This is a genomic window from Mycobacterium sp. JS623 (genome assembly GCF_000328565.1).
Lineage (GTDB): Bacteria > Actinomycetota > Actinomycetes > Mycobacteriales > Mycobacteriaceae > Mycobacterium.
Genome location: NC_019966.1, coordinates 6,182,224 through 6,204,486 on the forward strand (window position 1 = coordinate 6,182,224; position 22,263 = coordinate 6,204,486).

Annotated in this window: 28 protein-coding genes; 19 read left to right on the top strand and 9 right to left on the bottom strand. The window is 66.5% G+C overall.

All coding sequences use genetic code 11. The features are described 5' to 3' along the window. Positions 1–64: 64 nt before the first annotated feature. Genes MYCSM_RS29995 through MYCSM_RS30005 form a run of 3 tightly spaced genes read left to right on the top strand, consistent with a single transcriptional unit; the run spans position 65 to position 2,836 of the window. Positions 65–844, top strand: a complete 780-nt coding sequence (locus MYCSM_RS29995; protein ID WP_015309941.1) for a DUF2470 domain-containing protein — start codon at positions 65–67, stop codon at positions 842–844. 27 nt (positions 845–871) lie between these two features. Then, a complete protein-coding gene (locus MYCSM_RS30000) occupies positions 872–1,639 on the top strand; it encodes a CPBP family intramembrane glutamic endopeptidase (RefSeq protein WP_015309942.1) in 768 nt (255 codons plus the stop codon). A 9-nt stretch (positions 1,640–1,648) separates the two neighbouring features. Further along, the gene (locus MYCSM_RS30005; RefSeq protein WP_198344980.1) at positions 1,649–2,836 is read left to right on the top strand and encodes an LCP family protein; all 1,188 of its coding nucleotides are present in this window, start codon (positions 1,649–1,651) and stop codon (positions 2,834–2,836) included. Here the strand turns inward: MYCSM_RS30005 and MYCSM_RS30010 are convergent. Genes MYCSM_RS30010 through MYCSM_RS30020 form a run of 3 tightly spaced genes read right to left on the bottom strand, consistent with a single transcriptional unit; the run spans position 2,833 to position 5,055 of the window. Next, positions 2,833–3,657, bottom strand: coding sequence for a glycerophosphodiester phosphodiesterase (locus MYCSM_RS30010; RefSeq protein WP_015309944.1), 825 nt, complete (start codon positions 3,655–3,657; stop codon positions 2,833–2,835). The two genes, MYCSM_RS30005 and MYCSM_RS30010, sit on opposite strands and share 4 nt — an antisense overlap. A gap of 4 nt (positions 3,658–3,661) precedes the next feature. Next, on the bottom strand, positions 3,662–4,690 hold the full coding sequence (locus MYCSM_RS30015) for a DUF4328 domain-containing protein (protein WP_015309945.1): 1,029 nt from the start codon (positions 4,688–4,690) through the stop codon (positions 3,662–3,664). A 23-nt stretch (positions 4,691–4,713) separates the two neighbouring features. Beyond that, positions 4,714–5,055 carry a rhodanese-like domain-containing protein gene (locus tag MYCSM_RS30020; RefSeq protein ID WP_015309946.1) on the bottom strand — a complete coding sequence of 114 codons (342 nt, stop codon included), beginning with the start codon at positions 5,053–5,055 and terminating at the stop codon, positions 4,714–4,716. Between the two features lie 571 nt (positions 5,056–5,626). Between MYCSM_RS30020 and MYCSM_RS37920 the strand changes: the two genes are divergently transcribed. Then, positions 5,627–5,785, top strand: a complete 159-nt coding sequence (locus MYCSM_RS37920) for a hypothetical protein (protein WP_015309947.1) — start codon at positions 5,627–5,629, stop codon at positions 5,783–5,785. Positions 5,786–5,852: 67 nt separating this feature from the next. Here the strand turns inward: MYCSM_RS37920 and sodN are convergent, their stop codons facing one another. Then, the gene (gene sodN / locus MYCSM_RS30025; protein WP_015309948.1) at positions 5,853–6,275 is read right to left on the bottom strand and encodes a superoxide dismutase, Ni; all 423 of its coding nucleotides are present in this window, start codon (positions 6,273–6,275) and stop codon (positions 5,853–5,855) included. Positions 6,276–6,361: 86 nt separating this feature from the next. Here sodN and MYCSM_RS30030 point away from each other — a divergent pair, with 86 nt between their 5' ends. From MYCSM_RS30030 to MYCSM_RS30045, 4 genes are all read left to right on the top strand, one after another. After that, entirely contained in the window at positions 6,362–6,631 is a 270-nt protein-coding gene (locus MYCSM_RS30030; RefSeq protein WP_015309949.1) for a hypothetical protein, read from the top strand. Between the two features lie 106 nt (positions 6,632–6,737). After that, positions 6,738–7,271, top strand: a complete 534-nt coding sequence (locus MYCSM_RS30035) for a hypothetical protein (RefSeq protein WP_015309950.1) — start codon at positions 6,738–6,740, stop codon at positions 7,269–7,271. A 255-nt stretch (positions 7,272–7,526) separates the two neighbouring features. Further along, entirely contained in the window at positions 7,527–8,267 is a 741-nt protein-coding gene (locus MYCSM_RS30040; protein WP_015309951.1) for a TMEM165/GDT1 family protein, read from the top strand. A gap of 405 nt (positions 8,268–8,672) precedes the next feature. Beyond that, positions 8,673–9,071 (top strand): helix-turn-helix domain-containing protein, encoded by a 399-nt coding sequence (locus tag MYCSM_RS30045; protein WP_015309952.1) that lies wholly within the window; start codon positions 8,673–8,675, stop codon positions 9,069–9,071. A gap of 51 nt (positions 9,072–9,122) precedes the next feature. On the opposite strand, the gene MYCSM_RS30050 is transcribed toward MYCSM_RS30045, so the two are convergent. Beyond that, positions 9,123–10,274 (bottom strand): hypothetical protein, encoded by a 1,152-nt coding sequence (locus tag MYCSM_RS30050; RefSeq protein WP_041312856.1) that lies wholly within the window; start codon positions 10,272–10,274, stop codon positions 9,123–9,125. Next, positions 10,271–10,762 (bottom strand): ImmA/IrrE family metallo-endopeptidase, encoded by a 492-nt coding sequence (locus MYCSM_RS30055; RefSeq protein ID WP_015309954.1) that lies wholly within the window; start codon positions 10,760–10,762, stop codon positions 10,271–10,273. Before MYCSM_RS30055 ends, MYCSM_RS30050 begins: the two co-directional genes overlap by 4 nt. Before the next feature lie 490 nt (positions 10,763–11,252). Here MYCSM_RS30055 and MYCSM_RS35420 point away from each other — a divergent pair, with 490 nt between their 5' ends. The 9 genes from MYCSM_RS35420 to rraA all read left to right on the top strand — a co-directional run bounded on the left by MYCSM_RS35420 (position 11,253) and on the right by rraA (position 17,154). Next, positions 11,253–12,002: a hypothetical protein gene (locus tag MYCSM_RS35420; protein ID WP_051073840.1), complete on the top strand. Its 750-nt coding sequence runs from the start codon at positions 11,253–11,255 to the stop codon at positions 12,000–12,002. A 54-nt stretch (positions 12,003–12,056) separates the two neighbouring features. Further along, positions 12,057–12,710, top strand: a complete 654-nt coding sequence (locus MYCSM_RS30065; RefSeq protein WP_015309956.1) for a DUF6474 family protein — start codon at positions 12,057–12,059, stop codon at positions 12,708–12,710. A gap of 5 nt (positions 12,711–12,715) precedes the next feature. After that, positions 12,716–13,243, top strand: a complete 528-nt coding sequence (locus tag MYCSM_RS30070) for a hypothetical protein (RefSeq protein ID WP_015309957.1) — start codon at positions 12,716–12,718, stop codon at positions 13,241–13,243. A 35-nt stretch (positions 13,244–13,278) separates the two neighbouring features. Further along, the gene (locus tag MYCSM_RS30075) at positions 13,279–13,950 is read left to right on the top strand and encodes a YcnI family copper-binding membrane protein (protein ID WP_015309958.1); all 672 of its coding nucleotides are present in this window, start codon (positions 13,279–13,281) and stop codon (positions 13,948–13,950) included. Then, complete coding sequence (locus MYCSM_RS30080) at positions 13,947–14,453, top strand: copper resistance CopC family protein (RefSeq protein ID WP_015309959.1); 507 nt, start codon at positions 13,947–13,949, stop codon at positions 14,451–14,453. Before MYCSM_RS30075 ends, MYCSM_RS30080 begins: the two co-directional genes overlap by 4 nt. Next, a complete protein-coding gene (locus tag MYCSM_RS30085; protein ID WP_015309960.1) occupies positions 14,450–15,292 on the top strand; it encodes a CopD family protein in 843 nt (280 codons plus the stop codon). Before MYCSM_RS30080 ends, MYCSM_RS30085 begins: the two co-directional genes overlap by 4 nt. A gap of 68 nt (positions 15,293–15,360) precedes the next feature. Continuing rightward, positions 15,361–15,870, top strand: coding sequence for a hypothetical protein (locus tag MYCSM_RS30090; protein WP_015309961.1), 510 nt, complete (start codon positions 15,361–15,363; stop codon positions 15,868–15,870). A gap of 49 nt (positions 15,871–15,919) precedes the next feature. Next, positions 15,920–16,675 (top strand): MerR family transcriptional regulator, encoded by a 756-nt coding sequence (locus MYCSM_RS30095; protein ID WP_015309962.1) that lies wholly within the window; start codon positions 15,920–15,922, stop codon positions 16,673–16,675. Beyond that, a complete protein-coding gene (gene rraA / locus MYCSM_RS30100) occupies positions 16,672–17,154 on the top strand; it encodes a ribonuclease E activity regulator RraA (protein ID WP_015309963.1) in 483 nt (160 codons plus the stop codon). Before MYCSM_RS30095 ends, rraA begins: the two co-directional genes overlap by 4 nt. Before the next feature lie 15 nt (positions 17,155–17,169). Here the strand turns inward: rraA and MYCSM_RS30105 are convergent, their stop codons facing one another. Further along, entirely contained in the window at positions 17,170–18,645 is a 1,476-nt protein-coding gene (locus MYCSM_RS30105; RefSeq protein ID WP_015309964.1) for a flavin-containing monooxygenase, read from the bottom strand. Positions 18,646–18,722: 77 nt separating this feature from the next. Between MYCSM_RS30105 and MYCSM_RS30110 the strand changes: the two genes are divergently transcribed. Both MYCSM_RS30110 and dinB read left to right on the top strand, forming a co-directional pair. Further along, positions 18,723–19,364, top strand: coding sequence for a TetR/AcrR family transcriptional regulator (locus tag MYCSM_RS30110; protein WP_015309965.1), 642 nt, complete (start codon positions 18,723–18,725; stop codon positions 19,362–19,364). 24 nt (positions 19,365–19,388) lie between these two features. Next, positions 19,389–20,624: a DNA polymerase IV gene (gene dinB / locus MYCSM_RS30115; protein ID WP_015309966.1), complete on the top strand. Its 1,236-nt coding sequence runs from the start codon at positions 19,389–19,391 to the stop codon at positions 20,622–20,624. Here the strand turns inward: dinB and MYCSM_RS30120 are convergent. Next, positions 20,621–21,625 carry a PHP domain-containing protein gene (locus MYCSM_RS30120; protein WP_015309967.1) on the bottom strand — a complete coding sequence of 335 codons (1,005 nt, stop codon included), beginning with the start codon at positions 21,623–21,625 and terminating at the stop codon, positions 20,621–20,623. The two genes, dinB and MYCSM_RS30120, sit on opposite strands and share 4 nt — an antisense overlap. Positions 21,626–21,640: 15 nt before the next feature. Next, positions 21,641–22,207 (bottom strand): TIGR03086 family metal-binding protein, encoded by a 567-nt coding sequence (locus tag MYCSM_RS30125; RefSeq protein WP_041312860.1) that lies wholly within the window; start codon positions 22,205–22,207, stop codon positions 21,641–21,643. Positions 22,208–22,263: the final 56 nt, after the last annotated feature.

The following is a 22,263-nucleotide window of genomic DNA, read 5'->3' on the forward strand; positions in this document are numbered from 1 at the left end:
GTCTTGCGCCCGGCAGGCCATTCGAGTTAAGTAAGGCTTACCTCATTAGATGGAAGGCGACGCGATGAGAGGTGCGGCACCGACGACAGCCGAGCGAGTCCGCAGCGCATGCGCGCGCGCCGGCGGCGCGACGCTGGCCGTCGAGGGTCTCGATCCCACCTGCACGCCGGTCCACCACCTGCTCGGCGACGGATCGTTCGCGATCACGCTCCCCGGTGACGGCATTCTCGCCGGGAAGGTGGTCGCCGCGCGCAGCGCCGGTGTGCAGGCGGTACTGGAGGTGACCGACTACGCCCCGCTGCCGCTGCGCGAACCGGTGCGCTCGCTGGTGTGGATCCGCGGCCGCCTGCACGGTGTCCCCGACAGCGAAGTCGCTGCCCTGCTCGACTTGATCGCCACCGAAGACCCCAATCCTGCTCTGCTTCAAGTGAATTCGGATGCCGCCGGGGACACCCGCTACATGCTGATGCGGCTGGAGATCGAGTCGGTGGTGGTCGCGGACTCCACCGGCGCGGAAGCGATCGGCGTCGGCGCACTGCTTGGCGCCAGGCCCGACCCGTTCTGCGCGATGGAGTCCTGCTGGCTGCAGCACATGGAGTCCGCGCACCGCGAGGTCGTCGACCGGCTTGCCAGCAGGCTGCCGTCCCCGCTGCGCCGCGGCCGCGTGCGCCCGCTCGGGCTCGACCGCTACGGCGTGCAACTGCGCGTTGAGGGCGACGACGGCGATCACGACGTACGACTGCCCTTCGCCAAACCAGTCGACGACGTCACCGGCCTCAGCCAAGCGATCCGCATCCTGATGGGCTGCCCGTTCCTCAACGGGCTGCGCGCCCGGCGGCTGTAGGGCCCGGCTGCGGCTACCGTAGCTCCGGTGATAGAGCCGGCCGACGAGCTGATCGTTCCGCAGCGGCGCGGCCTGCGTATCGAGGTCGCGGTCGTGTTGGCCGTGACGTTCGGGATGTCGGCCTACACCGCGTTTCTGCAGCTGATCGAGGCGGTGCTGCTCGGCCTTGCCGGCCGGCGCGTGGCACTCAACCCGCGTCGATCACCGTTTGACCTCATCGACCTCGGCCTCAACCTCGCCGTCACCTTCCAGCTCGTCGCATGGGGCGCCCTGGCGGTATATCTGTTGTGGCGCAGCGGTTTTGGGCCCGCGTCCATTGGACTGGGCAAGATTTGCTGGTGGCCCGACGTGCTCGGCGGCCTCGGCCTGGCGGCGTTGATCGGCCTGCCGGGGCTCGGCTTGTACATGGCCGCGCGGGCGCTGGGCCTCAGCGCACACGTCGAACCCGCGGAGCTTTACGACACGTGGTGGCGGATACCCGTGTTGCTGCTGACGGCGTTCGCCAACGGCTGGGCCGAGGAAGTCGTCGTGGTCGCGTTCCTGCTGACCCGGCTGCGCCAGATGCGGGTCAATCCCGTCGCCGCGCTGTTGGCATCCAGCCTGCTGCGCGGTGCCTACCACCTGTACCAGGGCTTCAGCGCGGGGCTCGGCAACGTCGTGATGGGCCTGATCTTCGGCTACGTATGGCAACGCACCGGCAGGCTGTGGCCGCTGATCATCGCGCACGGAATCATCGACTCGGTCGCCTATGTCGGCTACGCGTTGGCGGCGGGCCACCTGAGCTGGCTGTCGTAAGTTCATGCTGTGAACGACAACCGGCCACCGCCACCGGCTCGCGACCCAAGGCCGCCCCGCCGGGAGCCGTCACAAGTGATTCGTCGAGATCCGAACTATCGGCCGCCACCGCCACCGCCGGCCCAGCCCTGGCCCAACCCGCCACCGCGTCGTCCACCGCCGCCACCTCCGCCACGGCGGCCGCCGCCGGTTACGCAGCAGCCACCTCCCCCGCCGAAGCCGAAAAGGCCACGGCGCAAACGATATTGGGGCCGCATGCTGTTCGCATTCCTGTTGGTATTCGTCGTCGCGGTGGTGGCTGGCGGATGGTGGATGGACACCTCGCTGCATCGCATCCCCGCACTCGCCGACTACCCTGAGCGGCCTGCCACCGGCAAGGGCACGACCTGGCTGCTGGTCGGCTCGGACAGCCGCCAGGGCCTGACCCCCGAACAGCAGGCCGAGCTGACCACCGGCGACGACTTGGGCAACGGCCGCACCGACACCATCCTGCTCGTGCATGTGCCGGCCTTCGGGTCAAGCGCGCCGACCACGATGGTGTCGATCCCTCGCGATTCCTACGTGCCGATTCCCGGCTACGGCGAGGACAAGATCAACGCCGCGTTCTCCGAGGGTGGGGCCCCGCTGTTGGCGCAGACCGTCGAGCAGGCCACGGGAATCCGACTCGATCACTACGCCGAGATCGGATTCGCCGGTTTCGCCGTCCTCGTCGACGCGGTCGGCGGCGTGACCATGTGCCCGGCCGAACCGATCAACGACCCGCTCGCAGGCATCGACCTGCCGGCGGGTTGTCAGAAGCTCAACGGCCGCAATGCGCTCGGCTTTGTCCGCACCCGCGCCACCCCGCGGGCCGACCTGGATCGGATGGTCAACCAGCGACAGTTCATGGAGGCGTTGATGCATCGCGCCGCCAGCCCTGCGGTGCTGCTCAATCCGCTGCGCTGGTATCCCATGGCGCACGCGGTCAACGGCGCACTCACCGTCGATCAAGGTGCCCACATCTGGGATCTGGCCCGACTGGCATGGTCGTTGCACGGGGACATCACCACCACGACCGTGCCGATCGGCGAGTTCACCGGCAGCGACTCCGGCTCCGTCGTGGTCTGGAACAGCGACGCCGCGGGCCGCTTGTTCGCCGCGTTGACGTCGGATTCGCCTGTCCCGCAGGACGTTCTGGACGCCGCCAAACCTGGCTAGTCGCGACCCGCGCCGGTCAGCCCGTCCTGCAGCCACCCTTTGGTGCGGCCGGGGTGATTCGTCGCGACCCACGCCACCCCGACGTCGCGGCAGTAGCGGACGTCCTCGTAGTGGTCGACAGTCCAGCAGTACAACGCGCGGCCCTGAGCCGCGGCGCGGTCGACCAACTCGGGGTGCTCGCGCAGCGTCGCGATCGAGGGGCCAACCGCGGTCGCGCCGACGGTGGTGGCCGCGCCGCCGCCCAGATAGCGGGAGGTCTCGCCCAGCAGCACCGTCGGCAGCATCGGGGCAGCGCGCCGGATCCGCCAAACCGCCGCGGCGGAGAAGGACATCACCACCGCGCGGGAAAGATCCGCCGACGCCGGGGACGCGATGCCGTAGCGATGCAGCAACGCGAGCACCTTGCTCTCCACCAGCGCGCCGTAGCGCACCGGGTGCTTGGTCTCGATGAAGAGCTTGACTGGCCGGTTGTGGTCAAGGACAAGCGAGACCAGGTCGTCGAGCGCGAGTAGGCCGGTGTCGCCGTGGCTGCCGTCGGCCCGCCAACTGGGATGCCAAGCCCCGAAGTCGAGCTCGCGTAGCTGGGCCAGGGTCATCTCGCTGACCAGGCCGGTCCCGTTCGACGTCCGGTCGATCCGCCGGTCGTGCACGCATACCAGGTGCCCGTCGCGGGTGAGTCGAACGTCGCACTCGACGCCGTCGGCGCCTTCTTTGAGCGCCAGTTCGTAGGCGGCCAGGGTGTGCTCCGGACGTTCGGCCGATGCGCCCCGGTGCGCCACCACGAACGGATGGCCGCCGAGCAGGCCGTCGCCCGAGTTCATACGGCTATGCTGCCGGGTCCTGGCCTTCAGACTCAACCGCAACGGCCGGGGCTTGGGCTTTTTCGGCTTTTTGGTCGTCGCGGACGATCACCCAGCGCCTGGTCGAGCGTTCCACGGGCTGGCGTTCGAAGCCGAGGAACACCTTCATGGCCAACAGCAGCGCCGCCATGGTCAGCAGGTAGGCGACGATCGTGGTCACCGTGTTGTCTGCGATGCCCTGCGCATCCTGCGTGAAGCTGGTCGCGATCGAGAAGATCGACAACACGTAGCTGAAGGCCCAGACGATCCACCACGTCGCGATCGGTCTGCGCAGCCAGTTCAACCGCTCTTCGACGCCCGCCAACTCGAGCACGAACACCGGCGCCCAGAACAGATTCACAAGCGGCACAAGGCAACCCAGGCGCAGGGCCGCCGCGGAGCGGGGATCGTCGCGGCGGTGATGCGCGTAGGCGGCGGCCCGCCGCGCGATAAGCCAATTGGTCAGCACCACCAGGCTGGCCACGACCATGAACAGTGCAATGACGCTGACGAGCACGCCGGCCCAGGTGGCGGCGAACGCCACGATCTTGTTCAACAAAATCGATCGGTTGACGATGAGCAGCACATACCGCACCACGTGTACGAACGCGGCCACGCCGAGCATCACGATGGTCGCGACCAGCGCGCCACGCACCATTGCCAGCGATGGTCCGGTTCGCGGAGCGGCGGCCGTCTGCACGTCAGACGTCTCGAAGTGGTCGACCAGACCCCATCGCGGAATGGCCCCGTAGCGAGGAGTTGGGCCGAGAGCCCGCGAGCGGCGTCGCGGCGGCGGCGCCGCGCCTGGGCGCACCGCGATCCAGCGGTATCCGGGCGGCAGTGGCCGGCCAGGCGGCCGGTTGCCCTGCCCGAGCGGAGAAGCTGTCGGCCGCCATTCGGTACCAGGCGGCGGCCCCGACGGCGCGTGCAGCGTCCCGTTGCACCGCGGGCACCAGACCCGCCTTCGATCGCGCACGTTCCACCGCGTTCCGCACTGGGAACACACCTGGATCATCGGACCAGCCTAGCGACAGCGGCTCAGATGACGCCTATAGCGCCGTCGTCGGTGATCACGGGACGCCCGGCACTGGCCCACGCCAACATGCCACCCGAGACGTTCACAGGGGCGTATCCGTTGCGAGCCAGGTATTGGGCGACGCGCTGAGATCGGCCACCGGCCTGGCACACGACGAACAGCGTCGCGTCGGCGTCGATCTCGCCTAGGCGCGACGGCACCTCGCTCATCGGGATGTGTTTGGCACCAGGTGCATGACCCCGCTGCCATTCGTCGTCCTCACGAACGTCCAGCAGCACCACGGACCCGTCGAACGTCGAGGGAACATCGGCGATCGGAGCTTGCGTGACCTCGACCTCATCCATACCGCTAATGCTGACACGGCGCCGTGTCAGCGCTCTACTGCCGGAGGCGCTGACTGGCACGTCGATTCGATGTCAGCAATTCGTGACTATCCACAGTTTCCACAAGTTCATCCACAGGCCGTCAACGGGTCAAACCCCGTTTGAGCCGCCCAATCTGTGGGCTTGCTGGGAATTATTGTGGATAACTTTGCGCGCGGACGGCCCGGCGATCAACAGGTTGACTGCCGCCGAGCGAAATGGGTTGCCTCACTAAGTTTCCGAAGGCAAGCACTGGGCTGCCGCCGGCTGTGTCGGCCATTCGGGCGACACATATCGACTCAATTCGGTGCACGCACGGCGCCGCGACGTGTTTGCTGACTGCGGCGCGCCCGCCCGTCGGTGAGCCGCCAGCCTTGGATTTATCCACAGCGTGGTCACGACCCACCCGTCGGCGCTCAGTGACGGGGGTTTCGCGATGCAAGGTGTCGATTTTTCACGCGGAACAAGAGGGGTTATGATCGGCGTCACACGAGCTGTTTGTGACAGATCTCACTGGGGGAGGGCCAAAGATCGTGCAGGTCAGGAGGGTTTGATGGCGTCACATCCGATGGGTCCCGGTTCAGCTGTACCGCCGTCTGAATGGCACAGCACGGCCAACGTCTACACGCGCGGCCAGATGATGGCGTGTCTGCGCGCCGGCGTCATCGCGCTCATTCTGCTGGGCGTTCTCGCCCTCATCGTCTTGTTCTGATTCGCGGCAAAAAAGATCCCCGGCTCATCGTGAGCCGGGGATTCGTTGTAGACGGGGCTGAGCCTTGTCAGGCGGGCGGGTAGACGCCCATGCCCTTGGCCTTCTCGGTCTGCCAGAAGATGTCGGCGATCTCGTCGATGGTTTTGAGCAGCTTCTCGGCGACGGCGACGTCGAGCGACTTCTTGACCTCACCCGCGCCGTGCACGCCGTCCCAGAACAGCTGGTGCAGATTCGGGAACTGCTCGAAGTGCTCCTTGGTGAAGAAGTCGGCCCACAGCACCATCAGGTGATGCTTGACCTCTTCGGCCCGCTGCTCCTTGATGAGGATGGCGCGGGTCTTGAAGTGCTCGTCATCGGAGTCTGCGTACTTCTGAAGGGTTTTCAGGCACGAGAGCGCCTCGATCTTGGCCTGGGCGGGGTCATAGACGCCGCAGTACAGATCGCAGTGGGCATGGGCAGGGGTTGCGTTGGCGAAAAGTCGATGCAGCATGTTCCTAAACCTACCCTTTGGGTGTGGACGGAAACCATCCGCGGCGACGGTGGCCGCTGCGCCGCTTTGCCGTCGTCGAGGATTCAATGCGGCCCACCCTCAATCCCGGCGATGGACTGCTCGCACTGGGCGGTGGCGCCCCCCGACGAGGCCAACTGCGCGTGTTCCCAGACCCCACTCTGCCGTCGCGGTGGCTCGTCAAGCGCGTCGGAGATGTGCGTGGCCGCGGCCGCAGCGCGACATTCGAAGCCCGGTCGGACAATCCGCGCGCAGCCGGGGTTGTCGACTCGCGGCAGTTCGGCTGGGTACCGGCGGCGGGTTCCTATCGCGTGCTGTGGACGGTCCGGGCGCGTTGATCTTGTGCGTGTCCGCTTGCTAGCAGGTTTGACCTGCCTCATTCTGGTCAAATCGACCCATAGGCGTGTCGCGGAGGTACCCGAACACCGATGGCGCGGAGGCGAGATGGAGAACGGATCTGACCGGGCGATCGAGATCGCCCCATTCCATTCGCGCGGGTCGCTCAAAGGGTTCGTGGTATCCGGCCGGTGGCCGGACTCGACCAAGGAATGGGCACAGCTACTGATAGTCGCGGTGCGCATCGCGTCACTGCCCGGATTGCTGTCCACCACAACGATTTTCGGTGCGCGCGAGGAGCTTCCCGACGCGCCGGTGCCCGGAACCGTTGGGCTGGTGGTGGCCGAAGGCACAGTGGTCGGTGAAACAGCCGTGCCCCCAGGGCATTTCGCGGAGCATCAGCCGCCCGCACTGCTCATGCTGCACCCGCCATCGGAAACCATGCCGTCGCTGCCGGAGTGCACCGGCGCGGCATCGGGTTGCGTACTGCTGCCGGGGCTTCCGTATCTGGGTCTCGAGCATCGCGCCGCGTGGGTCGAAGCAGAAGCCGACGGCACCGTGACGTCGATGGTGAGCCGCGTCGGCGTCGATCCCATCAGCCATCCCGACACCGCTATCTTGGCGATGCTGCTTGCGGCATAAGGGTTTTCGAACCATTTGATTCGTTGTCCTGAACACTGGATTCGGGCAGCCGAACTCGCCAGCCAAGTGGCGCAGCCCTGAAATCGCCACTATCCTCGACGAAGTCAGCGAAGGGGAGTAGCCCCCAATCGTCGAGTCGACATACTGGCGTACAGCCCGGCCGACGAACCGCAATGCGGTGGGCGAGACCTTCGACCGAAGTCTGACGGGTCGCGAGCAATTGACCCGTCGGCGACGTGTCGAAAGGTCGTCCACATGCTCACCGCCGCACTGGTCAGTCTCTCGGTCGTGTTCGTCGCCGAACTCGGCGACAAATCGCAACTGATGACCATGACCTACGCCCTGCGTCACCGGTGGTGGGTGGTGCTGTCCGGGGTCGGCATCGCGTCGTTCATGGTGCACGGCCTTTCGGTGACGATCGGCCACTTCCTCGGCCTCTCGTTGCCCGACCGCCCGATCGCGTTCGCCGCGGCGATCGCCTTCCTGTTGTTCGCGGTGTGGACTTGGCGGGAGGGCCGCAAGGGCGGCGACAGCAGCGAGATCAAGATCGCCGCGCCGCGGCATGTGCTGCTGGCCGTCGTCTCGTCGTTCGTTCTCGCCGAGCTCGGCGACAAGACGATGTTGGCCACCGTCGCGTTGGCCAGTGATCACAACTGGGCGGGCGTCTGGATCGGTGCGACAGCGGGCATGGTGTTCGCCGACGGCGTGGCCATCGCGGTCGGCGCGGTGCTGCACAAGCGATTGCCTGAACGCTTCCTACACGGGTTGGCCAGTGTGCTGTTTGCGCTCTTCGGAATCTGGATACTGCTCGATACAGCGATTGGTCTCCGATCGATAGCGCTCCCAGTTACCGGGGCGGTGGCCGCGGCTGCAGCAACCAGAGCCGCGGTGACCCTGGTTCGCAGCCGTCGCCAGCATTCTGCTTCGCCGGTGCCGCTCGAATCGTCGTCCAGCCCGGAGGGTCCTGCGGCTGGCTACTGTCGGTCGAACGACTGACCAGCTTCTGACGGTCGGCTCGCTATCGGGCGTCAACTGCCGGGGAGCATGCCGGCAGGTGTCCGTTGCACCCGCTTGCATCCGCAACTAGCAAACTCCGGTTTCCGCTTCCTTTCGCACCGACAACGTTGCCCGTGGTGAACATCAGCATTCCTGTGACGAACTGTGTGCAACTTCCAGGAAAGTCACCGTCAGGCAACCGTTATTATTTGCTTCGCCGCATCGTAGGATGACGGTGCCGGTAGACACCGACGGCGCCGTTAAGACCTGTAGCGGCCTCACGAAACAAAAGGCGGGTTAACTTTTCCGCGGTTTGCACTTGGTTGTTGGCACAAGTCTCGCTACGATGATCAGCAAATACGCCGCCCCAGAAACCCGCTCGTCAAGTAAGTGGAGGTCAATTCGATGAGCAAAACGTTCGCCGCCCGGCTAAACCGCCTGTTCGACACGGTTTACCCGCCCGGTCGTGGCCCGCATACGTCCGCCGAAGTCATCGCCGCGCTCAAGGCAGAAGGCGTCACGATGTCTGCTCCGTACCTGTCGCAGCTCCGCTCAGGCAACCGCACCAACCCCTCGGCAGCCACCATGGCAGCCCTTGCCAACTTCTTCCGGATCAAGCCGGCCTACTTCACCGACGACGAGTACTACGAGAAGCTTGACAAGGAATTGACCTGGCTGGCGAATATGCGCGACGAGGGTGTTCGCCGTATTGCGGCGCGCACGGTTGGCCTGTCCGCAGAAGCCCAGCAGGACATTGTTTCTAAGGTCGACGAGCTGCGTCGCCGGGAGCACCTGGACGATTAGCCCGCCGCTCGCCACAACGTGGTGTCCGGCGAATTTGGGAAATTCGGTCTTCTAGGCCGTCCCACTCTTGGAGATCGCCATCTGGCGATACTGCTGTGCGATCTCGAGGATCCATTCGCGATCCGAAAATGACGTCGGCTGGCGCAGCCAGCCAAGTCCCGGGAAGGTAGCGCCGGCATCGTCCGGCGCTTCTTCTCGGCCGTCGTAAATCCACTGCGCGATCCTGCGTGCCTGCTGCTGCGGCGGCACCGACGGTGTCTCGAGCTGAGATTCGTCGTCGTCCTCATCGAGCTCCCGCCCGGGTGGTGCGCTTACCGGTCGTTTGCGCGCCGCGTCGGCGGAGGTGGCCTCAAGGAACAGAGCATCCGAGATCAGCGACATCCGTTCGGCGACGCGGAACACCAGCGGGCCGCGGGGTCGTACCCCGATGCCGATGTCCGGGTGGCGCCGGCCGAGCTCGGTGAGCAGCGGCTGGATGGTCCGCAGCTCGTAGCGGGCTCCGAACCAATCCTCGACGCTGGGCAGCAGCGAGCCCGCGGCGACGACCAGCATCGCGCAGCCGAGCAGGGTGGCCGCCGCGCCGACTCCGACGAGCCCCGTGCTGCCGGCGGCCCGCAGCAAGAAGAATGCGGACGCCAACACGATCAGCACGATGCCGAGAGTGAACACGAACAGCGCGCGGCCGCGCCTGCTGCGGTTGGAGTGCCGCATCCCGGCCCACGACACCAGGGTCAGCGCGAGCAGCACGTAGAGCAGCGGCAGCAGCCACGGCACCCTTCCGTCGCTGGAGCCCAGGTTCTTCTTGAGATACTCCTGCGGCGACATCTCCGGTTGCTGGCCCGCAGCGAAGAAGATCACCAGACTCGACACCGCGATCACGCCGGCAACGCTGTACTGCGCAATAGCAATTTTTCGAATTGTCGCCGGCGACTTCTCCGACGCGACTGTCGTGATCATCACGCAGCTGCCTGCCGCACAGCCGATCAATGCGAGCTGCGACAACCCCATCGCAAGGTTGTGCCAGCGCAGTCCTTCATCGATCAGCAGCGTCAACGGTTGCCAATTCAACGCCGCGACCAGCCCCAGGCTGCCCAGGGCGAGGATCATCGCGGTGCTAACCAGAGACTGCTTGTTGACCAGGGCCCAGCCGATGCGGAGGCCGGTCGCCAATCCGAGCAGACCGGCGATCACCCAGATGATCAACCAAACGCCTCTCCGAGCCGGACCTGAACTATCGAGGAGCGATCCGACGGAAGCCGCCCAAGGCGGTAGATGAGCAGTGCCGCGAAGTCCTCGGCCTCCTGCTCGGCGTCCTCACCCGCAGGACCCATGCAGCCCGTCCGCTGGTTCAGCATGTAGCCGATCAGGTCGGAGCTTGCCATCTCGGTGTTCTCCCTGGCTGCCTGGACCACGGGGATGCCTTCGTGTCCAAGCACCAGATGGCCGAGCTCGTGGGCCAACGTGCGGTCCCAGGCGGGTAGCCCCTTCTGGATCAGGAAGACGTCGCGGTCGGCGTACTGGCGCCACTGCCCACACACTCCGGGGGGCAGGTCGGCCATCTTGAGGTCAATCGGCCGGGCGCGGTCCTCGCTCACTGCATCAACGAGGCGGGGCAATGACACTTCCCCGCGTCGCGGGGCGAGTTCGAGCACCGCGCTTACGGCACGGGTGACGCGGCGGCTGGCAGGCATACAACCCCCTTCTCGACGAGTCCACTATGCGCTGTCCGACCCCAAAGGGCGGAGAGTTTGTCAGTTCACGAACCTTGCGGCGCCGTTTGTGTGTACCGCATGGCCCGCCTTCGCCTGGCGATATCCCACCCATCCCCCGGCGCCGGTGAGTACAAGCATGCCCGTTACGCCGGGTACTGCCAAGGCCGCTACCTGGGATAATCCTGCATTCCGTAAATAGTCGGAGTAGCCGAGCCGGTATGACGCGGCCGGCACGGCCAAGTTGCTGCCCACATTTGCAGGTAGCGGCTCTCGGCCAGCAGGTGGTTCTGCCGATCCGGCGCGAGGAGCCGCCGGCAAGGCCGGAAGGCCTGCCGACCCTGAGCCAAGGCCCGCAGCAGGCGCGACGATGACCGGCAGGGTGATCGGCGGGATCGGGAGCTCAACGGCCGCTGCTCCGACGCCTGGAACGACGTCGATCGCGGATGGTTCGGACGCTGGCGGCAGTTGCATGTCCGGTACTGCCGGGCGCCCGGACGGCACGTCGACGGCGCCGCCGCTCCCACCGCCACCTCCACCGGGTCCGGGCACGCCCACCGAAGAGGTCGCGGGGGTGGAGGTCTCGCTGGATGTCGTGGTGGTCTTGCTGCTGGACGTTGTCTCACTGGACGTCGTCTCGCTGGACGTCGTCTCACTGGACGTTGTTCGACTGGTAGTCGTTCGCGACGTCGTCGTCTTTGTCGACGATTCCGTCGTGGAGTTGGTCGTCGACGGACCCGGCGGACTCGTCTCGGTGCTTCCGCCGCGGCAGCCGTGCGCGTTCCCGTTGCTTCCGTCGTTGCCGCAGTTGCCGTTGCCCGGATTGTCGCCGTTGCCAGGTTTGTCGTCGGCGGTCTGCGGCTCCTTTTCGGTTTTGGTTTTCGAGCCGCCGCTGCCAACGGAATCGTTCTTCGGCCTGTTGCCATGGACGTCGTGTGAATGCGTACCGGACGGCGACTCTGATGACGCTGAGGGCTCGGCGATTGCCAGCGCGCCGCCGAGGCCATACAGGTATAGGCCAACAGCCACGAAGCAGGCCGACGCGGCGCTGTGCACCCGCGAACCCACGTGGTCACCACCCTTCAAGGCGTCGGCAGCCGCCCATTCACAAGACCCGTCATTCTTGCACAGCCAGGGCAAACGGTTCGCTGTGGAGTTGAACGTACCCGCGAGGAGGACACGTCGAAACCGACGGTTACCCGGGACGATAATGTTGGGCTGAAACCATTGCTGCTTTGTCATGATTCGCCCGCCAAGATGACCGGAGGCCGCCGGGATGAGCCTGTTCAAGCGCAAAACCCGCGCCACTCGCCGGGCCGAGGCCCGCGCCATCAAGGCCAAGGCCAAGCTCGAGGCCAAGCTCGCCGCGAAAAACGAAGCCCGCCGCATCAAGTCCCAGCACCGGTCCGAAACCCGAGCGCTCAAGGCACAACTGCGGGCCCAGCGCGACAGCGACAGGGCGGCACTCAAGGTCGCGGAGACTCAGCTGAAGGTGGCGCGCGAAGGTAAGTTGTTCTCCCCCACCCGAATTCGACGGGTGCTGACGGTGACCCGGCTGCTCGCGCCGATCGTCGTGCCGCTGTTCTACCGCGGGGCCATGGCCGCGCGCGGCTATCTCGATGAACGCAAGGCCGACCGCCTCGGCGTCCCGCTCAGTCAGCTCGGCCAGTTCTCCGGCCACGGCGCTGAGCTGTCGGCGCGGATCGCGGGCGCCGAGCAGTCGCTGCGCCTCGTCGCCGAGAAGAAGCCGAAAGACGCCGAGACCAAGCAGTTCGTCGCAGCGATCACGGAGCGCCTCCACGACCTGTCGGCCGCCGTCACGGCCGCGGAGAACATGCCGACGTCGCGTCGCCGCGCGGCTCACGACGCGATTTCCCAACAGCTCGACGGCATCGACGCCGACTTGATGGCCCGCCTCGGCCTGATCTGACCGACATGCCCGCCGCCAATCCCGCTGCACGCCTTCGCGGTTCAGCCGCGGGCCTGCTAACCGCAGCGCTGGCGGTAGCGGCACACGCCGTAGGTAGCGGTGCGCCACCGTCGGGTGCGGTCGTCGCGCAACTGGCAGTGCTGGCCGCGACGATTGGCGCGCTCGCGGCGGCCGTCACCCGCGCGGCCGACGCCAGGGTGTTGCTCGGCCTGCTGGCGGCCGGCCAGCTGTGCGGCCACCTCGTCCTCAGTGCGGCCGGACATCACCACGCGGCGATCGCGGGTCCCCCCGCCGCGGTGATGCTCGCCGCGCACGCGGTGGCCATCGGGACGGGCGCGCTTTTGATCGCTGCAAGCGATCGGCTGTGCCGCGCGGTGTCGCGGGCCGTGCGCGGCGCGGTGCGGATCCTTGCTGCGCCGGTCGCGGGCCCGCCTGTCGTGGTGATCGGCGAGGCCGATCAGCCGCTGCGCTCGACACTTCTGATTGCGGCTTCGATGTCGTACCGGGGTCCGCCGGTCAGCCACCGCTGCTGACCGACACCCCAACGACACAAGAAAGCCACAATCAAATGCGATTCACTACTCGGGCGTCTTCGCGCGCCCTCATCGCCGGTGCGCTGGTATCCATCGGCCTGGTGGCCGGCGCCGCGCCCGCGTCAGCCCATGTTCGCGCGACTGCCGACAATCCCACACCGGGCTCCTATTCGGTGGTTACCTTCAACGTGCCCAACGAGTCCGAGAAAGGTGCGCTCACAACACAATTGAGTGTTGCTCTGCCCAACGTCGCGTCGGTCAGCACGGAATCCATGCCGGGTTGGACCGCCAAGCTGGACCGCGACGCGGCCGCCGGCACCGTCCGGTCGGTCACGTGGACGGCCGCACCTGGAACGGGCATCGCGCCGGATCAATTCGGCCTGTTTCGGATTTCGGTGAAGCTGCCCGACGCGCCGACGCTCAGCCTCCCGGCCACGCAGACGTATTCGGACGGGACGGTCGTCAAGTGGGACCAGGCAACGCCGCCGGGCGGAGCCGAACCCGAGTACCCGACACCGGAGATCCCGCTGACGGGTGCCAAGATCGCTGCGGGCGATGGTGATTCGATGCCGAAGACCCAGGCGGCTCACGCGACCCCTGCGGATGCACCCGCGGCCGACAACGCCGCACGCTGGCTGGCCGGAGGCGCGCTGGCGCTGGCCGCCGTTGCGGTGGCGACGGCGCTACTGGTACGACGACGAGCATGAATCGCCTTATCGCGACACTGGTGCTGGCCGTCTCGTTGACCGCCGCGGCGGTGGCGGGGGCCGGTGTCGCGTCGGCTCACGCGACCCGTCTTGCCACCGACCCGGTCGAGAACACCGAACTGACCACAGCGCCGCAGAAGGTCAGCGCGACATTCAACGAGCCGCTGCAACCGACGTTCGCCGCCATGACGGTTGTCGGCCCCGACAACAACCTCTGGTCGATGGGCGACCCGCAGGTCGACGGCGCGATCATCAGCGTCGGCCTGCGGCCGCTCGGTCCGTCCGGCACCTACACGGTGAACTACCGGGTGACGTCGGCGGACGGGCACGTGGTCTCGGGGTCGTGGTCGTTCAAGCTCACGGTGTCTGGCACGGGTACGCCGGGACCGTCGGCGTCGGCCACGAGCCCGGCGAATGACGGCATTCCGGTGTGGCCGTTCTTCGTCGTGGCGGGCCTGATCGTCGCCGGCGGCGCGCTGTGGGCGGTGCGACGGCAGAAGTGATCCCGCTGACCGCGACGCTGGCGCGGGCTGCGGCCGACTTCTCGGCGGTGGTCACGCTCGGTATTGCCGCGGTGCCGATGCTCGACATCGACCGCTACCGCGACGAGCTGACGCGCCGTGCGACCGGCCCGTTGACCATCGCCAGCGCAGCCTGGCTGCTCGGCGAGCTGCTCCGGCTGGGGGTGGAAGCCGCGCAGGCCGCTTCTGTTCCACTGTCGCGGCTGGGTGTGCACACCGCGGTCGATTTCGCCGTGCACACCACGCCGGGACGCTCGGGACTGGTCAGCACGATTGCCGCGGCGCTGGTGTGCGTGGCCGCGGTGGCGGCTCCGCGGTCGGCAACGACGAGCGTCGCGGTCGCGGGCATCGCGGCCGCGGGAGTGGCGGCACGTCCGCTCACCGGCCACCTGTCCGAGAGCGCACTGGGCGGGTTGGCGGTGGCCGTGCACACCTTGGCGGCGGCGCTGTGGTGCGGCGCGCTGGCAGCACTCGTGCTCACGGTCGATCATCGCGGTCAGTGGGCACGGGTGCTGCCGCGGTTCTCGCAGCTGTCGCTGGCATGTGTGGCTGCGCTGCTGGTGGGCGGTGTGCTCGGGACGCTGGTCGTGCTCGGAGCGCCGAGTGAGTTGTATGCGACCGCATACGGACGGCTGCTGTCGGCGAAGGTCGTGGTGACGGTGCTGCTCCTGCTGCTGGCCTACCGCAACCGCACGATGTGGCTGCCCGCCGCCCGCTCGCATCGGGTCACGGCCGTGGTGTCGCGGTCCCGGGCCGTGGTTGAGCTGGCGATGATGGCCGTTGCGCTGATGCTGGCGGCCGCACTGGCCGTGACCGGTTAGCCCAATTCACAGCCTGGCATGATGGGAACCACTGCCGGGGAGACGAACGGGCGCAAAGGAGCAGCCAGATGGCAGACCAGCAGGATCGACCCGACGAAACGCCTGACGCCGAAACACCGGCAGAGCAGCCGGCGTCGTCGGCGCCCAGCCTCGATCCGGCCCCGCCCGCCCCCGAACCGCCTGCACCGCCCGCACCGCCCGCACCGCCCGCCAAGAAGACACCGGCCAAGGCAGCAGCGAAGAAGGCACCGGCCAAGGCGGCCAAGAAGACGCCTGCGAAGAAGGCCCCCGCTAAGAAGGCCGCCAAAAAGACCGCAGCCAAGAAAGCACCACCAAAGAAGGCGGCTCCGACGGCCGCGAAACTGGCTGACACCAACGGCGATCTCGCGTCGGCGGCGAAAGAGGCTGCGGCGCAAGCAAAGTCGGCGGTGTCCACCGCCAGTAACCCCGTCAGCGGACCCGCGCCGGTGCCCCTGATCGGCCCCGAGCCGTCGCGGCTGCCGCTGGCCGCAGCCATCGCCGCCGGTGTGCTGGCGATCCTGGTCGTGCTGCTGGCGCGCAGGCACTCGGACGACTAGATCGAATCTCCCTTGACCCTCACACAGCGTCAGGGTCGATAGTGGCGTCATGGACGCCAAGACTGTCGGTGCGGTAGCCACCCTCACAGGCGTCTCCGTGCGCACCCTGCATCACTACGACCACATCGGCCTTGTGGTGCCGAGCGTCCGTACGCCTGCGGGCTACCGCGGTTACACCGACGCCGACATCGAGCGGCTTCATCTCGTGCTGGTGTACCGCTCCGCGGGGATGCCTCTCAACGAAATCCATGCGCTGCTGGACGACCCGGACGCGAATGTGCTCGAGCACCTGCGGCGCCAACACCAATTGCTGCTGGATCAGGCCGATCGACTTCAGCACACCATCAAGGCAGTGGAGGAACTGATGAACGCACACCGCAGCGGCATTCAGCTGACCGCGGAGGAGCAAGTAGAGATCTTCGGCACCACCGCATTCAGCGACGAGTACGCCACCGAAGCCGAACAGCGTTGGGGCGATACCGACGCGTGGAAGCAGTCGCAGCAACGGGTTTCGCGATTCAGCAAGCAGGACTGGATCGCGATCAAGGCCGAGGGCGATGCACTGCTGTCGGACTTGGCTCAGGCCAAGCGCGACGGCGTCGAGCCGGGATCCGACGAAGGGAACGCGCTTGCGGGACGGCACCGGGCGTCGATCGAACGGTTCTATGACTGCGGCGACGAGATGCACCGCAACCTGGTGCAGATGTATCTGACCGACGAACGGTTCACTCGCTACTACGACGACGTCGAACCCGGCTTGGCCCAGTACGTGCACGACATCGTGGTGGCTAGCATCGACGCGTGACCATCGAGCCCCGCCCCACCGCTGACCTCGTCGACGAAATCGGACCGGACGTCCGCAGCTGCGACCTGCAGTTCAAACAGTACGGCGGTCGTGTGCAGTTCGCGGGGTCGATCACGACAGTCCGGTGCTTTCAGGACAACGCGCTGCTGAAATCTGTGCTGTCCGAGCCGGGTAACGGCGGGGTGCTGGTGATCGACGGTGACGGCTCGCTCCACAGCGCACTCGTCGGCGACCTGATCGCCGGTCTCGGCGTCGACAACGGCTGGGTCGGGCTGATCATCAACGGGGCGGTTCGCGATGCGGCTACCCTGCGCACACTCGAGATCGGCATCAAGGCGCTTGGCACTAATCCGCGCAAGAGCAGCAAGACCGGCGATGGTCAGCGGGATGTCGCCGTCGAGTTCGGTGGCGTGGTTTTCAAGCCCGGTGAGATCGCCTATAGCGACGACGACGGCATTGTCGTCGTCGCCAAGGACTAGCCAAGCCTGACTGCGTTAGGCCGAAACTGGCTCAGCGGCACGATGTTTGGTGAATGCCAGCGCCTCATCGTCGACGCTGCCGTGCCGGATCAGCCGCAGGTCGAGCAGGTAGTTCTGCTTGAGCCGCCACGGCGCGACATGACCGGCCTTTGGCAGGTAGTCAAGTGCGCGTAGCACGTAGCCCGGCGTGAAGTCCATCAGCGGGCGTTCGTCGACCGAGTTGCCCGGATGCTGCGGCTCGACGGTGTCAAAGCCGTTGGCGTCCATGTAGTTCAGCACGCGGCAGACAAACTCCGACACCAGATCGGCCTTCAGCGTCCATGACGCATTCGTGTAGCCGATGGTGAAGGCCATGTTCGGCATGTGCGTCAGCATCATGCCCTTGTAGGCCATGGTGTCGGTGAGCTCGACGGGCACACCGTTGCGCGAGATCGCGGCGCCGCCGAACAGCTGCAGGTTCAGACCCGTTGCGGTGACGATGATGTCGGCCTGCAGCTCTTCACCTGACGTGAGCTTGATGCCGGTCTTCGTGAATCGCTCGATGGTGTCGGTGACGACGTCGGCCCTGCCGGCACGGATCGCCTTGAACAGATCGCCATTGGGTGCAAGGCACAGTCGCTGATCCCATGGGTTGTAGCTGGGACCGAAGTGCTTCTCGACGTCGTAACCCTCGGGCAGGCGCCGCTGAGCCATGGTCATCAGCGTCTTGCGCATGAAATGCGGGAAACGCCTGCTGATCTGGTATTGCGCGGACTGGAACAAGATGCTCTTCCACCGGTTCAGCACGTAGGCCGGCTTGGCGGGCAGAGTCTTGTTTGTTCGCACGGTGAATGGGTCGACGTCGGGCAGCGCGCCGATATAGGTCGGCGAGCGCTGCAGCATCGTCACGTGTCCGGCACCCGAATTGGCAAGCGCCGGAATCAAAGTCACCGCAGTGGCACCACTGCCGATCACCACGATATTCTTGCCCGCGTAGTCCAGCTCCTCGGGCCAGTGCTGCGGGTGAATGATCGTGCCCTCGAAGTCGTCCGATCCGGCGAACTCCGGTGAGTAGCCCTGGTCGTAGTTGTAGTAGCCGCTGCAGGCGAACAGGAACGAGGCTTTGATCTCGACTTCCTCGCCGTCGCGCTCGACGCGCACGGTCCAGCGGTTCTCGGCGTCGGACCAGTCGGCGCCGACCACCTGCTGGCCGTAGCGGATGTGCTTGTCGATGCCGGACTCGGCAACAGTTTCCTTCAGGTACGCCATGATCGACGGGCCGTCGGCAATGGCCTTCTCAGACGTCCACGGCTTGAAGCGGAAGCCCAGCGTGAACATGTCGGAGTCCGAGCGGATGCCCGGGTACTTGAACAGGTCCCAGGTGCCGCCTAGATTCTCGCGGCGCTCCAGCACCACATAGCTCTTATCCGGGCAACGGTCCTGCAGGTGCCAGGCGGCGCTGATGCCGGAGATGCCTGCCCCGACGATGACTACGTCGACAAATTCGGTCATGATGTAAAGCTATCAACACTGTGTCGACTGAGTCAACGGTGTGTTGAGAAATTCGACATAGCGTAAAGTCTTACCTCGTGACCACCGTCAGCCAGCCTCGTGCAGCCCGTGGGCGCCGCGCGACACGGCCGTCCGGCGACGACCGCGAGCTGGCTATTTTCGCCACGCTCGAGCGGTTGCTGCAGGGCCGATCGTTCGCCGAGATCTCCGTGGATGACCTGGCTAAAGGCGCCGGAATCTCGCGCCCGACGTTCTACTTTTACTTCCCGTCGAAAGACGCGGTGCTGCTGACGCTGTTCGAGCGGGTGCTCGCGGAGGCCGATGCGACGTTCGAGGGTAGCCCCGAGGACTACGCCGCCGACCCCGCGCGGGCCTGGCGCGACGGCATCTACGCATTCTTCGAACCGCTGCGCGCGCACCTGCCGGTCGCGCTCGCGGGTGTGGCTGCGACCGGGGCCAACGCCGAGATCCGTGAACTGTGGTCGACGTTCATGCAGAAGTGGGTGGACCGGACCGCGGCCGTCATCACCGCCGAACGTGTTCGTGGCGCCGCACCGGAGAGCGTGCCTGCACAAGATCTCGCTGCAGCGCTGAACCTGATGAACGAGCGGACGATGTTCGCCTCCTATACCGGCCAGAAACCGTCCATCGTGGAAGACGCTGCGCTCGACACGCTGGTGTACGTCTGGATCACCAGCATTTACGGCCGCACTCCATAACCTGTCGGCCGTCGATGCGAACATATGTTCGTGTCCGGCTCCGGGGCCACGTCCCATTCGGCGGCTCAGCCGCCGACCATTCTTCACGCAGACCTCGATTCGTTCTACGCGTCGGTCGAGCAGCGCGACGACCCCTCCTTGCGCGGCAGGCCGGTGATCGTCGGCGGCGGCGTAGTGCTGGCTGCCAGCTACGAGGCGAAGGCCTACGGGGTGCGCACTGCGATGGGCGGGCGCCAGGCCCGCGCGTTGTGTCCGCACGCGATCGTGGTGCCCCCGCGAATGTCGGCGTACTCGCAAGCCAGCGACGCCGTGTTCGAGGTATTTCACGACACCACGCCGATGGTCGAACCGCTCTCGGTCGACGAGGCCTTCCTCGACGTGTCTGGACTGTGGCGGGTGTCGGGCACACCGGTCGAGATCGCTGCCCGCCTGCGAGCGGACGTCCGCGATCGCGTCGGCCTTCCGATCACCGTCGGCATCGCCCGCACCAAGTTTCTGGCCAAGGTGGCCAGCCAGGAGGCCAAGCCCGACGGGCTGCTGCTGGTCCCGCCGGACCGTGAACTCGCTTTCCTGCATCCGCTGCCGGTACGGCGGCTGTGGGGCGTGGGCGCCAAGACTGCCGAGAAGCTGCATGCGCACGGCATCGAGACGGTCGCCGACGTTGCCGAACTCGGCGAGACGACGCTCGCTGCGATGGTCGGCGGGGCGATGGGCCGTCAGCTGTTTGCGTTGTCGCGCAACATAGATCGCCGCCGCGTGGTGACGGGCGTGCGCCGCCGCTCGGTCGGCGCGCAACGCGCGTTGGGGCGGGCGGGAAACACGATGTCCGCAGCGGAGGTCGACGCGGTGGTCGTCAACCTGATCGACCGGATCACCCGGCGGATGCGCAAGGCGAGCCGCACCGGCCGAACGGTGGTGTTGCGGTTGCGTTTTGACGATTTCGGTCGAGCCACTCGCTCGCACACGATGCCGCGGGCGACAGCGTCGACCGACGTCATTCTCGAAACCGCCCGCGCCCTGGTTGTGGCGGCCGCTCCGCTGATTGCCGAGCGCGGTCTGACGCTGGTCGGGTTCGCGGTGTCGAATATCGATCGTGAGGGCGCACAGCAGTTGGAGTTGCCGTTCGAGGAACACGCGGACACCGTCGCAATCGACGATGCGGTCGACAAGGTGCGACAGCGTTACGGGAATACCGCGTTGACGCGCGGCGTGCTGCTCGGCCGAGACCCGGGCCTCGAAATGCCGCACCTGCCAGACTAATTCGCCGTCCACTCCAGCAGCCTGTCCGCAGACCAGGTGTTGACAATCCGTTCCGTGGGCACGCCGGCATCGAGCGCGCGTTGCGCGCCATAGCCGAGAAAGTCCAGCTGGCCAGGGGCGTGTGAGTCGGTGTCGATGGAAAACACACACCCGATGTTCAACGCCAGCTTCAACAGTCTCGTTGGTGGATCCCGGCGTTCGGGACGTGAATTGATCTCGACAGCAGTGCCGTTATCCCGACAGGCGGTGAACACCTTCTCGGCATCGAACTTCGACTCCGGTCGCGTGCCACGGCCGCCGGTGACGAGCCGGCCGGTGCAATGCCCGAACACGTCGGTATGAGGGTTGGCCACCGCCTTCAGCATTCGGCGCGTCATCGACGGCTCATCCATCGACAGCTTCGAATGCACACTGGCGACCACCACGTCGAGCCGCTCCAAGAGTTCGGGCTCCTGGTCCAGCGAGCCATCCTCGAGAATGTCGACCTCGATGCCGGTCAGAATTCGCATCGGGGCGACGGTGTCGCGTATTTCATCGATGACGTCGAGTTGTTTGCGCAGCCGCTCGGGCGACAGGCCGTTGGCGATCTTGAGACGCGGCGAATGGTCGGTCAGCGCACAGTACTCGTGCCCCAACTCCTTTGCAGCGAGCATCATCTCCTCGATCGGCGCGGAGCCGTCCGACCAGTTGGAGTGCACATGCAAATCGCCCTTGAGCGCGGCGCGGAGCTCACCGCCACCGAGATCCTTTACCGCCGAACGTAATTCGACGAGCACATCCGGTTCGCCGCCTGCCCAAGCCTCAGCGATGACCTTGGCGGTCTTCGGCCCGATACCGGGCAGCGACTGCCAGGTGTTGGCCGCGCCGTGTCGATCGCGCTCCGCTTCGGATAGTGCCTCGACGATGTCGGCGGCATTGCGGTAAGCCATCACGCGACGCGGATCTTCGCGGGCCCGGTCCTTGTAGTACGCGATCTGGCGCAGCGCGAGTACTGGATCCATCTCTCCAGTGTGCCGCTAGCGGCCCGCCGGGTCGCGTCCGCTCAGCGCAATGACCCGATCAAGCATCGGCGCGTCATCGGAAACCGGCACCGCCGGTCCGAACAATCCCTCGACCGGCCCCTGCTCGGCAGTCGCCGTCACGTGCGGTAGCACCGCCTCCAGGGTGGCGGGGTCGACGTCGTAGTCCTGGCCCGTCGCAGCCGCCACGTCCCAGCCGTGGATCACCACCTCGGTGAGCGCGACGATGCCGCCGACCTCGGCGGGAAAGTCGACGCCACCGGCGCGCGTCATGCCCTCCCACGCCGCCGGCTCACGCCACGCCGCCGCCAATTCCGCCAGCCGCTGCGGGTAGGCGGTACGCCAGTCCTCATCCAGGGGCGCGCCCTCCACGGGCGGGGTGTCCGTCAGCGGGCCGAAGTCCTTGCGCGCGGCCGCGGTGAACGCTAACGCCAGCCCGCCCACATGACCGACAAGGTCTCGCAGGCTCAGCTTTTCGCACGGCGTCCGGTCGTCGAGCTGATCGTCGGTCACGTTCCTCAGCGCGTTCGCGGTGCGTTCACAGGCAGGAGCGAAATTCATCATGCGGATACTGACCCGGCCAGTGCCAGGAATTAATCGGCGTCGGGGACTAGTTTGGA